Here is a 14,866-nt window from a genome sequence, read left to right on the forward strand (position 1 = left end):
GCCTTCTTCGGGGCGGCCTTCTGCGGGGCCGCCTTCTTCGCCCCACCGCCCGACGTGGTCGACCGGCCCGCCGACGATCCCCTCGCCGCGGAGCCGGAACGGGAGGAGCCCCGGGACGACGTGGCGCGCGAGGACGGCGTGCGTCCCCCGGACGCCTGGCGCCCCCGCGCGGCACCTCCTCGCCCACGGTCCTTCGCTGCCGCCACCGTTCCCCCGCATCTCGACGAACACCTCTGCGCAGGCCACGCTACGTGGTGCGGACCGACCGACGGGGGCGCCGCGCCGCCGTGCCGGGAAGCCGCTCCGGCCAGGCACAATGGGCGACCGTGGATGCACTGGTCGAACGGGTCACGGCGTGGTTCGCCCACGCCGCACGCGATCTCCCCTGGCGCGCCGCGGACCGGACCCCGTGGGGCGTCCTGGTCAGCGAGGTCATGCTCCAGCAGACCCCGGTCGTCCGGGTCGAGCCCGTGTGGCGCGCGTGGATGGAGCGGTGGCCCACCCCGGCGGCGCTGGCCGACGCCCCGACGTCCGAGGTGCTGCGCGCCTGGGGCCGGCTCGGCTACCCGCGCCGGGCGCTGCGGCTCGCGGACTGCGCGCGGGCGATCGTGGCCCGGCACGACGGGGAGGTCCCGTCCGGAGAGGAGGCCCTGCGTGCGCTGCCCGGCATCGGGGAGTACACCGCGGGGGCCGTCCGCGCCTTCGCCTTCGGCCGCCGCGCCGTCGTCGTGGACACGAACGTGCGGCGGGTCCAGGCCCGCGCCGTCACCGGCGTCGCGCTGCCGGCGCCGTCGTACACGGCGGCGGAGCGGCGGCTGGCCGTCTCCCTGGTGCCCGACGGCGACGAGGACGCCGCGGCGTGGGCGGCCGCGTCCATGGAGCTGGGGGCGCTGGTCTGCACCGCCCGGACCCCGCGGTGCGACCGGTGCCCGGTCCAGGACCTGTGCGCCTGGCGCCTGACCGGGTTCCCGCCGGACGAGCACGCGCACCGGCGGCGGACCCAGTCCTGGGACGGCACCGACCGGCAGGTGCGGGGCCGGGTGATGGCCGCGCTGCGCACCGCCGACGGCCCCGTGCACCGTGCTCTGCTGGCCGACGCCGGTCCGGAGTCCCAGCTCGACCGGTGCCTGGCCGGGCTGGTGGAGGACGGGCTGGCCGAGACCGACGAGGCCGGACGGTTCATGCTTCCGGCGTGACCCTCCGACCGCCGTCGCTGCTCAGAGGTCCAGCAGCATGCGCGAGTTGCCGAGGGTGTTCGGCTTGACCCGCGCGAGGTCGAGGAACTCGGCCACCCCGTCGTCGTGCGACCGCAGCAGCTCGGCGTAGACCTCGCCGGTCACCGGCGTCCCGTCGATCTCGCGGAAACCGTGGGCGGCGAAGAAGTCGACCTCGAAGGTGAGGCAGAACAGACGCTTGAGCCCCATCTCCCGCGCCCGCAGGATCAGCTCCTCGACGAGAGCGTGCCCCAGCCCGCGCCCCCTCCAGGCCGGGTCGACGGCGAGCGTGCGGATCTCGGCGAGGTCGGCCCACATCACGTGCAGCGCCCCGCACCCGACCAGGCCCGCCTCCGGCCCGGCGTCGGCCACGAGGAACTCCTGCACCGACTCGTAGTAGCCGACGAGCTCCTTGGCCAGCAGGATGCGGTCCGTCGCGTACGGGGCGACGAGGTCGCGCACGCCGCGGACGTCCGCGGGCAGGGCGGGCCGGATGCGGAACGGTGCGTTCGACAGGTCGGGCACGTCAGCACCCTACGCGCGACGCCGGCACGCGGCCCGCACAGCGGCCGCGGACGGATCAGTCGGCCTCGACGAGCCCCGCGGCCGTGATCTCGTCGACGACGAGGTCCGTGACCACCCCGGCGGCCAGCGCGGCGCGCAACGGGGCGATCTTGTTGTCGCCCGCGGCCGCGCACAGCCGTCGCGGGAACCGCCGGAGCTGGTCCGGGGTGGGCCCCGTGGCCCGGGCGTTGATGGCGATGTCGCGGAACGACCCGTCAGGACGCAGGAAGACCGTGCAGACGTCGCCGACCACACCCGCGCCCTCGAGCGCCGCCACGTCCTCGGGTTCCAAATACCCGGCCGAGTAGACGTGCGACGGGACACCGCCGGTGAGCGCTCCCACGGAGAACACCGCGAGATCCGTCCGCGCCTGCACGTCGAGGACGCGGCGCACCGAGCGCTCCCGCCACATGGCGTCCCGGGTCTCGGCGAAGTCGAAGAACGCCGGCACGGGAAACGGGTGGGCGTGGGCCTCGAAGGTGGCCGCGATACGGTCCAGGAGGTCCCCGGCGTAGGCGACGCCGGAGGTCCGGTTGTTCGCCGCGCCGTTGAGCTGCACGACGGCGGAGCCCCGGGTGGGCTTGTCCATGAGGTGGCCCGCCACGGCGGCCAGCGTGGTCCCCCAGGCGATGCCGAGCACCATGTCGGAGTCGAACCAGCGCGTCACCAGACGGGCGGTGGTGCGGGCCACCTGACCGAGCCGTTGCGCGTCGTCGGCGGCGTCCGGCACCGGCACGACGTAGGTGTCGATGTCGTACTGCGCCGCGAGCCGCTGGCCGAGACCGGGTGCACGAGTGTGCGTGGGCCGCAGCGTGATCTCCACGACACCGGTCTCCCGCGCCCTCTTGAGCAGGCGCGACACGGTCGACCGCGACGTGCGCAGGTGCCGCGCGATCGTCTCCATCTTCATGTCCTGCAGGTAGTACATGGTCGCGGCCATGACCACGTCGCGTTCCCGGGGAGTCGTCACGGAACCAGGGTGCCGCAGCATGCCGCCAGATGCACGTTCGTGCATCTGGCTTGCGAGAATGTTCGACCGATGGTGCTCTGAGTTCCAGTCCGACCGAGAGGAGCACCCCCGATGGCCTCCCGACTCACCGCCGAGTCACGAACCCGCGCCCTGGCTGCGCTCGAGAGCTCGCAGGACTCCGCCTCCGAGCTCGACGTCCTCGTCATCGGCGGCGGGGTCACCGGCGCCGGCATCGCTCTCGACTCCGTCACGCGCGGGCTGTCCACCGCGATCGTCGAGTCCCAGGACTGGTCCGCAGGCACCTCCAGCTGGTCCAGCAAGCTGGTCCACGGCGGCCTGCGCTACCTGCAGATGCTCGACTTCTCCCTCGTGCACGAGGCGCTCACCGAACGCGACCTGCTCCTCAAGGAGCTCGCCCCGCACCTCGTCAAGCCCGTCCCCTTCCTGTACCCCCTCGAGCACCGGGTGTGGGAACGGGCCTACGTCGGGGCCGGCATCGCGCTGTACGACACCCTGGCCTCGGTCGCCCCGGGGAAGCGCGCGATGCCGCTGCACCGGCACCTGACCCGTCGGCAGATCAGCCGGAAGTTCCCGGACCTCGCGCACGAGGCCGCGATCGGCGCCGTGCAGTACTGGGACGCCTCCGTCGACGACTCACGCCTCGTCGCCACGCTGGTCCGCACCGCGGTCGACTACGGCGCGCACGCCGCCTCCCGCACCCAGGTCGTCGAGCTCACCAAGAGCAGCACCGGCACGGTCAACGGGGCCGTCGTCGTCGACCTGGAGACCGGTCGCGAGATCACGGTCCGCGCCCGGCACGTCATCAACGCCACCGGCGTGTGGACCGAGGACACCGAGGCCCTGGCCGGGGACGAGGGCGGCCTGCACGTGCTGGCCTCCAAGGGCATCCACATCGTCGTCCCCCGGGAGCGCATCAAGGGGCAGGTCGGCCTGATCCTGCAGACCGAGAAGTCGGTGCTGTTCATCATCCCCTGGTCCCGGTACTGGATCATCGGCACCACGGACACCCCGTGGGAGCTGGACCCGGTCCACCCGGTGGCCACCGCGGCCGACATCGACTACGTGCTCGACCACGCCAACGCGGTGCTGGCCCACCCGCTGACGCGCGAGGACGTCATCGGCACCTACGCCGGCCTGCGTCCGCTGCTGCAGCCGGGCACCAAGGAGGGCACGAGCTCGGCGAAGGTCTCGCGCGAGCACACCGTCGCCTCCCCCGCCCCGGGCCTGACCGTCATCGCCGGCGGGAAGCTGACCACCTATCGCGTGATGGCCAAGGACGCCGTCGACTTCGCGATCGGCCAGCGGGCGCACGCGCTGCCGTCGGTGACCCACCAGATCCCGCTCATCGGCGCGGTCGGCCTGTCCGCCGCCCGCCGCCAGGCCCGCACCTGGGCGCAGCGGTACGGCTGGAGCCCGGCGATGGTCGACCACCTCCTGCACCGCTACGGCTCGGCGCTGCGCGAGCTCGTGACCCTGTGCGAGGAGGACCCGGGGCTCGCCGAACCGCTGGAGCACGCCCCCGCCTACCTGCGGGCCGAGATCCACTACGCGGTCAGCCACGAGGGCGCGCTGCACCTGGAGGACCTGCTGGTGCGACGCACCCGGCTCGTCTACGAGGTGGCCGACAAGGGGCGCGCCGCCCTCGAGGAGATCGCCGGGATCGCCGCACCCCTGCTCCGCTGGGACGACGAGACCAGGAAGCGGGAGATCGAGAGCTACCGGGCCCGGGCGGACGCCGAGGACGCGGCGGCCCAGGCCCCCGACGACGAGGCGGCCGCCGAGGCCCGGGGCAACGCCGGCGACCTGACGACGCTGCGGCCTCTGCGCACCTGACAGGACCCCCGGTCGCGCCGTCGCAGCATCGGCGGCGCGGCCGGTTCGCCGCGGCGACGAGGTCGTGGCACGACGCTCCGGGCACGGGCCCGGACCGAGAAGAGAAAGCGAGACGACGATGTCAACAGGCGAACTCTTCGTCAGCGAGATGCTGGGAACCGGGATGCTGCTGCTCCTCGGTGCCGGTGTCGTGGCGAACGTCATCCTGCCGAAGAACAAGGGGTTCAACGGCGGATGGCTTCTCATCAACTTCGGATGGGGCCTGGGTGTGTTCTCCGGTGTGTACGTCGCGTTCGCCAGCGGCGCCCACATCAACCCGGCCGTGACGTTCGGCATCTGGGCCAGCGGCGCCGAGGAGTTCGGTCCGGGCATCCCCGTCACCCTGGCGAACGGTGCGATCTACATCTCCGCCCAGATCGTCGGTGCCGCGCTCGGTTCCGCGATCGCCTTCCTCGCCTACAAGAAGCACTTCGACGAGGAGGCGCCGGCGCCGATCAAGCTCGCGGTGTTCTCCACCGGACCCGAGATCCGCTCCTACGGGTGGAACTTCGTCACCGAGGTCATCGGCACCTTCGTGCTGGTGTTCGTGGTGCTGAACTTCGGCAACTGGCCGGGTGACATCGGCCCGCTCGCCGTCGCCCTCCTGGTGGTCGGGATCGGTGCGAGCCTCGGTGGCCCCACCGGCTACGCCATCAACCCGGCCCGTGACCTCGGTCCCCGCATCGCGCACGCGCTGCTGCCGATCAAGGGCAAGGGTTCCAGCGACTGGGGCTACTCCTGGGTGCCGGTCCTCGGCCCCATCGTCGGCGGCGTCCTCGCCGGCCTGCTCGCCCCCGTCGTCGCCTTCGGCTGAGCCCGGCCCGGCGACCACCCATCCGTACCGCAATGACGCAACGACACGAAGGACATACCCATGGCTGACTACGTCCTCGCCATCGACCAGGGCACCACGAGCTCGCGTGCCATCGTCTTCGACCACTCCGGCCGCATCGTCTCGACCGGCCAGCTCGAGCACGACCAGATCTTCCCGAAGGCGGGCTGGGTCGAGCACAACCCCGAGCAGATCTGGAACAACACCCGCGAGGTCGTCGGCCTCGCCCTCACCCGCGGCAACCTCTCGCACGAGGACGTCGCCGCCGTCGGCATCACGAACCAGCGCGAGACCACGGTCGTGTGGGACAAGAACACCGGCAAGCCCGTCTACAACGCCATCGTCTGGCAGGACACCCGCACCCAGGCGATCGTGGACGAGCTGGGCGGCTCCGAGGGCCCCGAGAAGTACAAGTCGATCGTCGGGCTGCCGCTCGCGACCTACTTCTCCGGCCCGAAGATCAAGTGGATCCTCGACAACGTCGAGGGCGCCCGGGAGGCCGCGGACCGCGGCGACCTGCTGTTCGGCAACACCGACAGCTGGGTCCTGTGGAACATGACCGGCGGGACGGACGGCGGCGTGCACGTCACCGACGTCACCAACGCCTCGCGCACCATGCTCATGGACCTCGACACCCTCTCCTGGCGGGAGGACATCGCCGCGGACATGGGCATCCCGCTGTCGATGCTCCCCGAGATCCGGTCCTCGTCCGAGATCTACGGTCACGGACGCCCCCGCGGCATGGTCCCCGGTGTCCCGATCGCGGGCATCCTCGGCGACCAGCAGGCCGCCACCTTCGGCCAGGCGTGCTTCGAGGTCGGGACCGCGAAGAACACCTACGGCACCGGCAACTTCATGCTGCTCAACACCGGTACCGAGAAGGTGGCCAGCGAGAACGGTCTGCTCACCACGGTCTGCTACAAGATCGGGGACGCCGACGCCGTCTACGCCCTCGAGGGTGCCATCGCCGTCACCGGCTCCCTGGTGCAGTGGCTGCGGGACAACCTGGGGCTGTTCGACGACGCCCCGGACATCGAGTACCTGGCCGGCAAGGTCGACGACAACGGCGGCGCCTACTTCGTGCCGGCGTTCTCCGGCCTGTTCGCCCCGTACTGGCGGTCGGACGCCCGCGGTGCGCTCGTGGGCCTGACGCGGTACGTCAACCGCAACCACATCGCCCGGGCCGCCCTGGAGGCCGTCGCCTACCAGACGCGCGAGGTCATGGACGCCATGCGGGCCGACTCCGGTGTGGACCTGACCGAGCTGAAGGTCGACGGCGGCATGGTCGCCAACAACCTGCTCATGCAGTTCCAGGCGGACCAGCTCGGCGTCGACGTCGTGCGTCCCGAGGTCGCCGAGACCACGGCCCTCGGTGCGGCGTACGCCGCCGGCATCGCCGTCGGCTTCTGGTCGGGCGAGCAGGACGTCCGCGACAACTGGATCGAGGGCCAGCGGTGGACGCCGTCGCTGCCCGAGGACGAGCGCGAGCGGCTGTACCGCCAGTGGAAGAAGGCGGTGACCAAGACCTTCGACTGGGTCGACGAAGACACCAAGTAGTTGTGCCGCCGAGGGGACGGCACGACCCGCACGACCGCGTTCACGCGCCCTGGGGGGCGCTCCACTTCGGGAACATCGACGGTCGCACGGGTCGTGCCGTCCCCTCGGCTCGTCCGCGCCCGTGCGGTGCGGGGCGAGGCTCGTAGGCTGGCGTCGTGAAGAGCACCGTGACGAGCGAGTCCGCGTACACGATCCCCGGCGTCCACGTCACCGACCGCACCCTGACGGTGCCGCTGGACTGGTCCGCCCCCGCCGACGACCGCACGCTCAGCGTGGTCGTGCGTGAGCTGGTGGATCCGACGAAACGGTCCGAGGACCTGCCGCTGCTGGTGTTCCTGCAGGGTGGCCCCGGGGGCAAGGGTCCCCGCCCCACGGGTCCCGACGGCTGGGTCGGCGAGGCGCTGAAGCGGTTCCGGGTCGTGCTGCTCGACCAGCGCGGCACCGGGCGTTCGACGGCGGTGCGGGCCCGTGCGCTCGCCGCCCTCGGCTCCCCCGAGGTCCAGGCCGAGTACCTGTCGCACCTGCGCGCCGACTCCATCGTCCGCGACGCCGAGCACGTGCGGAAGTCCATCTACGGCGGCCGGCGCTGGTCGACGCTCGGACAGTCCTACGGCGGGTTCGTCACCCTGACCTATCTGTCGCTCGCCCCCGAGGGCCTGGCGGCGTCCTACGTGACCGGGGGCCTGGCCGGCCTCGACGCCGGGCCCGAGGAGGTCTACCGGCGCACGCAGGCGCGGGTCGCGACGAAGAACGCGCAGTACCGCGGCCGGTACCCCGACGACGTGCCCCGGATCGCCCGGATCGCGGACCGGATCGCCGACGGCGACGTGCGGCTGCCCGGTGGAGACCTGCTGAGCATCGAGCGCTTCCAGTCGCTGGGCATGGCCTTCGGCATGGGCCCCGGGTTCGAGCGCGTGCACTGGATCGTCGACGAGGCCTTCGACGACGCGGCACCGGACGAGCTCACCGACACCTTCCTCGCGGACGTCGAGGCCGCCACGGGGTTCGCCACCAACCCGATGTACGCCGTGCTGCACGAGTCGATCTACGCCCAGGCGGGCACCGGGCCGACGGCGTGGGCCGCGCAGCAGGTGCGCGAGAGCGACCCGAAGTTCGCCGCGGGCGCGCGCCCGCTGCTGTTCACCGGCGAGATGATCTACCCCTGGATGTTCGACCAGGTCGCCGCGCTGCGCCCGTTCCGCGACGCGGCGCAGGCCCTGGCCGCCCGCCGTGACTGGGGCGACCTGTACGACACCGCGGTGCTGGCCGCCAACGAGGTGCCGATGGAGGCGGCGGTCTACTTCGACGACATGTTCGTCGACGCCGCGCTCTCCCTGGACACCGCCTCCCGGGTCGGGAACGCCCGGGCATGGGTCACCAACCAGTTCGAGCACGACGGGCTGCGCGCCGGCGACGTGTTCACGACGCTGCTCGACCGGCTCGACGCCCGGGGCGGTCCGGTGCGCGACTGAACCGTCCGGTGCGCCGGGGGCGCTGACGCGCGAACAGCGCCGACCTGCGGAAGTCTCGTGACCAGCGGTAGCGCCGCCCCGGCGGCCCGAACCCGGAGGGAGCCGTGGACGCGGAGACCTGGCGGAACATCGCCCTGGTGCTGGGGTTCGTGCTGCTCGGCGGGGTGTTCGCCGGGACCGAGTTCGCTCTCGTCTCGCTGCGCGAGGGGCAGATCGCCGAGCTGGAGCGCCACGGGTCGCGCGGGCGCCGGGTCGCCGCCGTCGCCCGCGACCCCAACAGGTTCCTCGCCGCCGTGCAGATCGGCGTCACGGTGGCCGGGTTCTTCTCCGCCGCCTACGGCGCGTCGACGCTCGCCCCCGACCTCGCGCCGGTGCTGGAGTCGCTCGGCCTCTCGCCGGGTGCGGCGTCGACCGCCGCCCTGGTCACGCTGACGCTGCTCGTCGCCTACGCCTCCCTGGTGCTGGGCGAGCTCGTCCCGAAGCGGCTGGCCCTGCAGCGCTCGGTCCAGGTGTCCCTCGTCGTCGGACCGCCCCTGGACCGGTTCTCGCGGATCATCCGACCCGTCATCTGGCTGCTGTCCCGCTCCACCGACGCGGTGGTCCGGCTGCTGGGCGGCAACCCGGACGTCCGGGCACCGCAGATGACCGGGGAGGAGCTGCGCCGGGCGGTCAGCGAGCACCCCGGTTTCTCCCCCGAGGAGCGCGAGATCGTGACCGACGTCTTCACGGCCTCCGAGCGGACGCTGGCCGAGGTCATGCGCCCGCGCCCCGACGTCACCTTCCTGCCGGCGGACCTCGCCGTCGACGAGGCGGTCGACGCCGTGGGGGACGAGCCCTCCACACGGTTCCCCGTCGTGGACGACGGCGTGGACGACGTCGTCGGGTTCGTGCACCTGCGCGACCTGGTCCGCGAGCTGCGCACCCCGGCCCGACGACGGCGGACCCTGCGGGAGATCGTCCGCCCGGCCCTGGAGATGCCCGGCACCAACCGGCTGCTGCCCGCCCTGACCACGATGCGCCAGGAGGGCATCCACCTGGCCGTCGTGCGCGACGAGTACGGCGGGACCGACGGCATCGCCACCCTCGAGGACCTCGTCGAGGAGCTCGTGCGGGACATCCGCGCCGAGCCGGACCCGCGCAGCCCGGAGCTCGGCACCGACGAGGTCGACGCCGGTCTCACGCTCGAGGACTTCGCCCGGGAGACCGGGATCGAGCTGCCCGAGGGGCCGTACGAGACCGCGGCGGGATTCGTGCTGGCCGCACTGGGGCGGATCGCCGTCCCCGGCGACGTCGTCCGCGTCGCCGGGACGACGCTGACGGTGACCGCCGTGGACCGGCAGCGGATCCGGGCGCTGCACGTGGGTCCGGGACGCGGCCCGCACGACCCGGGAGGACCGGGCCCGCACTGAGGTCCGGGCCCGGTGCCGACCCGGCTCAGGGGGACGGGTCGGCGTCCTGGTCGGGGTCGGGGGCGTGCCGTTCGAGGAACCGGTACACGTCGGTGTCGTCCACGCCCGGGAACACCCCCCGGGGCAGTGCGGCGAGGACCTGCTGATGCATGCGCGCGCTCGGCCACGACGCACGCTCCCACCGCTGCGCCAGGTCCTCGGGGGGCCGTCGGCAGCACGCCGGATCCGGGCAGGTCGACGTGCGCCGCACCCGCGTGTCCCGGCCGCGAAACCACTTGGCGTGGGCGTACGGCACCCCGACGGTGATGGAGAACTGGCTTCCGTCGGCCGCCGTCCCGGTCTGCACCGAGTCCCAGAAGGTCCCCGCCGGGGTGTCCGTGTACTGGTAGGACTCGGTCGCCCGGTCACGCCGCGTGAACGCCTCCCGCGCGGGCCAGCGCCGGCAGACGAGCTGCCCCTCGATCGCGCCGGTCACGTCCTGCGGCAACGGCAGCCCGTCGTTCTGGTAGCCACGGAACAGGGCGCCGTCGTCCCCGACGCGCAGGAAGTGCAGGGGAATGCCCAGATGCACCGTGGCGAGGTTGGTCAGCCGCATCGCGGCAGCCTCGTGGGTGACGCCGAACGAGTCCCGGAAGTCCTCCACCGCCAGGTCCTTGGCCCGCTTGTGCTGCTCCAGGAAGCTGACGGCCGTCGTCTCCGGCATGAGGCACGCCGCGGCGAAGTAGGTGATCTCGACGCGCTGGCGCAGGAAGTCCGCGTACGAGCGCGGCCGTTCGTGGCCCAGCACACGGTGAGCGATGGCCTGCAGGGCCAGGGAGCGCAGCCCGTGCCCACCGGGGATCGACGCCGGCGGCAGGTAGATGCGTCCGTTCTTCCAGTCGGTCACCGACCGGGCCGAGCGCGGCAGGTCGTCCACGTGCAGGATGGTCAGCCCCAGCTCGCCCGCCATCTGGGCGACCGTGCGGTGCGTCAGCGCGCCGCCGCCGTAGCCGGCCCGGCGGGTCATGTCCTCGGCCAGGGCCTCGATCTCGGGCAGGTGGTTGTCGCGATCCTGACGCTCCCGACGCAGCACGGTGTTGGCCCGCCGCGCCTCTTCCGGCGTCGCGATCGCCTCCTCCTCGCGGCGCGCCAGCTCGTCGTGCAGCCCCACGAGGTGCTCGAGCACCGGCACGGGCAGCCGCTGGCTCGGTTTCACGGCCGGGAGCCCGAGCGCGCCGAACAGCGGCCCGCGCTGCGCACGCTCGAGCGCGATCTCCAGCGCGGCGCGACGCGACGGCGGCTCGTCGGCGAGCAGGTCCGTCAACGGCACCTCGAGGGCCTCGGCGATCGCCCGCAGCAGGGACAGCCGGGGTTCGCGCCGCCCGTTCTCGACGAGCGAGAGCAGGCTCGGGGCGGACTCCACCTGACGCCCCAGGGCCTCGAGCGTGAGCCCGCGGGACGTCCGGGCGTGGCGGATGCGGCGCCCCAGGGTGATCAGGTCCGGGGCCTCCGACGTCGGTTCGGCGGTCATCCCTTCACGCTACGTGAAGATCGGTCGATCTTCATAGCGTCGACGGCACCAAAGACCGCCTGACCAGGAGGAGACTGTGAACAGGAGCCCGTCGTACCGGCGGGCACACCCGACGGACGGAGCAGCCATGACCTTCACCGCGAACCCCCGCCGGACCCGGCTGGCCCTCGCCGAGCTCACCCCGGACGTCCTCGACCGCACCGACGGCTTCGGCCTCACCGCGACCGACACGGGATCGGCAGGCCGGACGTCTCCGCGGGACGTGCGCGCGTGGGTCGACGAGATCGCCGCGCTCACGCAGCCCGACGAGATCGTCTGGTGCGACGGCTCCGCCGCGGAGAAGCAGCGTCTGATCGACGAGATGGTCGAGACGGGCACCCTCGTGAAGCTTGCCGAGGACAAGCGCCCGAACTCCTACCTCGCCCGGTCGAACCCGTCCGACGTCGCCCGGGTCGAGTCCCGGACCTTCATCTGCTCCGAGCGCGAGGAGGACGCGGGCCCCACCAACAACTGGTGCGACCCGGCCAGCATGCGCGACGAGCTCGACGGCGTCTTCGAGGGCTCGATGCGGGGCCGCACGATGTACGTCGTGCCGTTCTCCATGGGACCCGTGGGCGGCCCGATCTCCCAGGTCGGCGTCGAGGTCACCGACTCGCCGTACGTCGTCGTCTCGATGCACGTGATGACCCGCGTCTCGCCCCGGGTCGTCGACCTGATCGACGCCGGTCAGCAGTGGGTGCCCGCCGTGCACTCGGTGGGCGCACCCCTGGCCGAGGGCGAGGAGGACGTCGCCTGGCCGTGCAACGACACCAAGTACATCGTCCACTACCCCGAGAGCCGGGAGATCTGGTCCTACGGCTCCGGCTACGGCGGCAACGCGCTGCTCGGCAAGAAGTGCTTCGCGCTGCGCATCGCCTCCGCGATGGCGCGCGACGAGGGCTGGCTGGCCGAGCACATGCTGCTCATCCGGGTCACCTCCCCCGAGCAGCGGCAGTACCACCTCGCCGCCGCGTTCCCCAGCGCCTGCGGCAAGACCAACCTCGCGATGCTGCAGCCGACGGTCCCCGGCTGGACGGTCGAGACCCTCGGCGACGACATCGTCTGGATGCGTCCCGGCCCCGACGGCACGCTGCGCGCGATCAACCCCGAGGCCGGCTTCTTCGGGGTCGCGCCCGGCACCGGTGTGGACACGAACCCGACCGCGATCGAGACGCTGACGCACGACGTCATCTTCACGAACGTGGCTCTGACCGACGACGGCGACGTCTGGTGGGAAGGCCTGACCGCCGAACCCCCGGCGCACCTGATCGACTGGCAGGGCAACGACTGGACGCCGGACTCCGACCACCCGGCGGCCCACCCGAACTCCCGGTTCACCGTCGCGGCCGCGCAGTGCCCGACGATCGCCGACGGCTGGGAGGACCCGGCCGGGGTCCCCGTCGACGCCATCATCTTCGGCGGCCGTCGTGCGTCGAACGTGCCGCTGGTCACCCAGGCCACGAGCTGGGACCACGGCGTGTTCATGGGTGCCACCATCAGTTCGGAGCGGACCGCCGCGGCCGAGGGGGCCGTCGGCGAGCTGCGCCGCGACCCGTTCGCCATGCTGCCGTTCTGCGGCTACAACATGGCCGACCACTGGGGCCACTGGCTGGAGGTCGGCGCAGGACTGGCTGCGGAGCACCGTCCGAAGATCTTCCAGGTCAACTGGTTCCGCAAGGACGCCGACGGCCGTTTCATCTGGCCCGGGTTCGGCGAGAACTCCCGCGTCATCAAGTGGATCGCCGGCCAGATCGACCGGTCCCGCCGCGTGCGGACCGACAGCGGGGCGGTCACGTCGCCGCTGGGGCTGCTCCCGGCGCCCGGTGCGCTCGACACGAACGGCCTGGACCTGAGCGACGAGGAGATGGCGGCCCTGTTCGACGTCCCCACGGAGGCGTGGCTCGCCGAGACCGACCTCACCGAGGAGTTCTTCGCCCGCTTCGGGGACCACCTGCCGGAGGAGATGACGACGCAGCTCGAGCGCCTGCGCGGCCGCCTGCGCTGACCCCGGAGAGACCAACGAGCGTGCTCACTTCGTACACCATCCGTCACGATGGCGTACGAACTGAGCACGCTCGTCGCCGTACGTCGGACGGCGGACCGGCGGCGCTCCTGCCACGATCGATCCCATGGGAATCGAGGTACTCGCCCCCTTCGCCGTCCTGGTCCTCGCCTGGGCGCTCGTCTCGGGCGCCCTGCAGCGCCGGGAGGTGACCGGGCCGCTCGTCTTCGTCGCCGCCGGGGCCCTGCTGGCCAACGACGCCTGGGGGCCGTTCCCGGTGAACATCGAGACGGCGTCGGTCCACACCCTCGCCGAGATCACGCTGGCCCTCGTGCTGTTCGCCGACGCCGCCCGCATCAACCTGCGCAACCTGCGCCGCAACGCGACGTTGCCGCTGCGGCTGCTCCTCGTCGGGTTCCCGCTCACCCTGCTGCTCGGGTTCGGGGCCGCGGTACTGATCCTGGCCGACCTGCCGTGGGAGCTGGCGCTGCTCGTGGCGGCGGCGCTGGCTCCGACCGACGCCGCGCTCAGCGCCCAGGTGATCGGCGACCGGCGGGTGCCCGGTCGCCTGCGCGTCGCCGTCAACGTCGAGTCCGGCCTCAACGACGGCGTGGTCACCCCCGTGGTGACGCTCGCGATCGCCCTGGCAGGCATCACGCTGGGCGTGGGATCGCTGGAACGCACGGGAGTGGCCGGTGCGCTGCTGGAGCTCGGCCTGGGGGTGGCCGTCGGCGGGGGCGTCGGTGTGCTCGGCGCCTGGGGCGTGACCCTGTCCGCCCGGCGCGGGTGGGCCGAACCCGGTGCGCTGCCGATCGGGACCCTGGCCACCGGGGTCGGGGCCTTCGCCGTGTCGCTCTCCGTCTCCGGCAACGGGTTCGTGGCCGCCTTCGTCGGGGGCCTGGTCTTCGGTCTGGTCGTCGACCGCGAGCAGGGCGACGAGCACGAGCTCACCGAGCTGACCGAGCTGGGCGGGGAGCTCATGACCTTCGTGGTGTGGTTCCTGTTCGGCGCGGCGCTGGTGCCGATCGCGATCGAGCAGCTGAGCGTCGCCACGGTCGGCTACGCCCTGCTGAGCCTCACCGTCGTGCGGATGCTCCCGGTGGTGCTGGCGATGACGGGCACCGGCCTGGCCTCCCGGGACGTGCTGTTCCTCGGCTGGTTCGGCCCGCGGGGGCTCGCCTCGGTGGTGTTCGCCCTCCTGGCGGTCGAGAGTCTCGGCGAGTCCGAACCCGTGCTGTCGGCCGTCGCGACGATCACCACGACCGTGGTGCTCTCCGTCCTGCTCCACGGCGCCTCGGCCGGCCCCGTCGCCGCCCGGTACGGGATGCTGGACGAGATGCATGTGCACGGGCGGTCGAGCAAGCTCGGACCGCCGCACGGACGGGTCGGCCACGGACGCTGACG

The 14,866-nt window shown here is 72.6% G+C and carries 11 protein-coding genes; 8 read left to right on the forward strand and 3 right to left on the reverse strand.

Annotated features, from left to right (window positions below; all coding sequences use genetic code 11):
• The first annotated feature begins 326 nt into the window (after nt 1–326).
• On the forward strand, nt 327–1,196 hold the full coding sequence (locus HLI28_RS03050) for an HhH-GPD family protein (RefSeq protein WP_343035599.1): 870 nt from the start codon (nt 327–329) through the stop codon (nt 1,194–1,196).
• A gap of 21 nt (nt 1,197–1,217) precedes the next feature.
• Here HLI28_RS03050 and HLI28_RS03055 read toward each other — a convergent pair whose 3' ends face one another.
• The gene (locus HLI28_RS03055) at nt 1,218–1,730 is read right to left on the reverse strand and encodes an amino-acid N-acetyltransferase (protein ID WP_171246076.1); all 513 of its coding nucleotides are present in this window, start codon (nt 1,728–1,730) and stop codon (nt 1,218–1,220) included.
• 64 nt (nt 1,731–1,794) lie between these two features.
• Complete coding sequence (locus HLI28_RS03060) at nt 1,795–2,748, reverse strand: sugar-binding transcriptional regulator (protein ID WP_171246029.1); 954 nt, start codon at nt 2,746–2,748, stop codon at nt 1,795–1,797.
• Nucleotides 2,749–2,859: 111 nt separating this feature from the next.
• Between HLI28_RS03060 and HLI28_RS03065 the strand changes: the two genes are divergently transcribed.
• The 5 genes from HLI28_RS03065 to HLI28_RS03085 all read left to right on the forward strand — a co-directional run bounded on the left by HLI28_RS03065 (nt 2,860) and on the right by HLI28_RS03085 (nt 9,911).
• Nucleotides 2,860–4,602 (forward strand): glycerol-3-phosphate dehydrogenase/oxidase, encoded by a 1,743-nt coding sequence (locus tag HLI28_RS03065; RefSeq protein ID WP_171246030.1) that lies wholly within the window; start codon nt 2,860–2,862, stop codon nt 4,600–4,602.
• Between the two features lie 118 nt (nt 4,603–4,720).
• Nucleotides 4,721–5,455 (forward strand): MIP/aquaporin family protein, encoded by a 735-nt coding sequence (locus HLI28_RS03070; protein ID WP_171246031.1) that lies wholly within the window; start codon nt 4,721–4,723, stop codon nt 5,453–5,455.
• A 60-nt stretch (nt 5,456–5,515) separates the two neighbouring features.
• A complete protein-coding gene (gene glpK / locus HLI28_RS03075; protein WP_171246032.1) occupies nt 5,516–7,030 on the forward strand; it encodes a glycerol kinase GlpK in 1,515 nt (504 codons plus the stop codon).
• 155 nt (nt 7,031–7,185) lie between these two features.
• Nucleotides 7,186–8,502 (forward strand): alpha/beta fold hydrolase, encoded by a 1,317-nt coding sequence (locus HLI28_RS03080; protein ID WP_343035600.1) that lies wholly within the window; start codon nt 7,186–7,188, stop codon nt 8,500–8,502.
• A gap of 104 nt (nt 8,503–8,606) precedes the next feature.
• Entirely contained in the window at nt 8,607–9,911 is a 1,305-nt protein-coding gene (locus tag HLI28_RS03085) for a hemolysin family protein (RefSeq protein WP_171246033.1), read from the forward strand.
• A 25-nt stretch (nt 9,912–9,936) separates the two neighbouring features.
• Here HLI28_RS03085 and HLI28_RS03090 read toward each other — a convergent pair whose 3' ends face one another.
• A complete protein-coding gene (locus HLI28_RS03090) occupies nt 9,937–11,421 on the reverse strand; it encodes an XRE family transcriptional regulator (RefSeq protein WP_171246034.1) in 1,485 nt (494 codons plus the stop codon).
• 127 nt (nt 11,422–11,548) lie between these two features.
• Between HLI28_RS03090 and HLI28_RS03095 the strand changes: the two genes are divergently transcribed.
• Both HLI28_RS03095 and HLI28_RS03100 read left to right on the forward strand, forming a co-directional pair.
• Nucleotides 11,549–13,465, forward strand: coding sequence for a phosphoenolpyruvate carboxykinase (GTP) (locus HLI28_RS03095; RefSeq protein ID WP_171246035.1), 1,917 nt, complete (start codon nt 11,549–11,551; stop codon nt 13,463–13,465).
• Between the two features lie 124 nt (nt 13,466–13,589).
• Nucleotides 13,590–14,864: a cation:proton antiporter domain-containing protein gene (locus HLI28_RS03100; RefSeq protein ID WP_171246036.1), complete on the forward strand. Its 1,275-nt coding sequence runs from the start codon at nt 13,590–13,592 to the stop codon at nt 14,862–14,864.
• Nucleotides 14,865–14,866: the final 2 nt, after the last annotated feature.

Origin of the sequence: Isoptericola sediminis (assembly GCF_013085345.1) — a bacterium.
Lineage (GTDB): Bacteria > Actinomycetota > Actinomycetes > Actinomycetales > Cellulomonadaceae > Isoptericola > Isoptericola sediminis.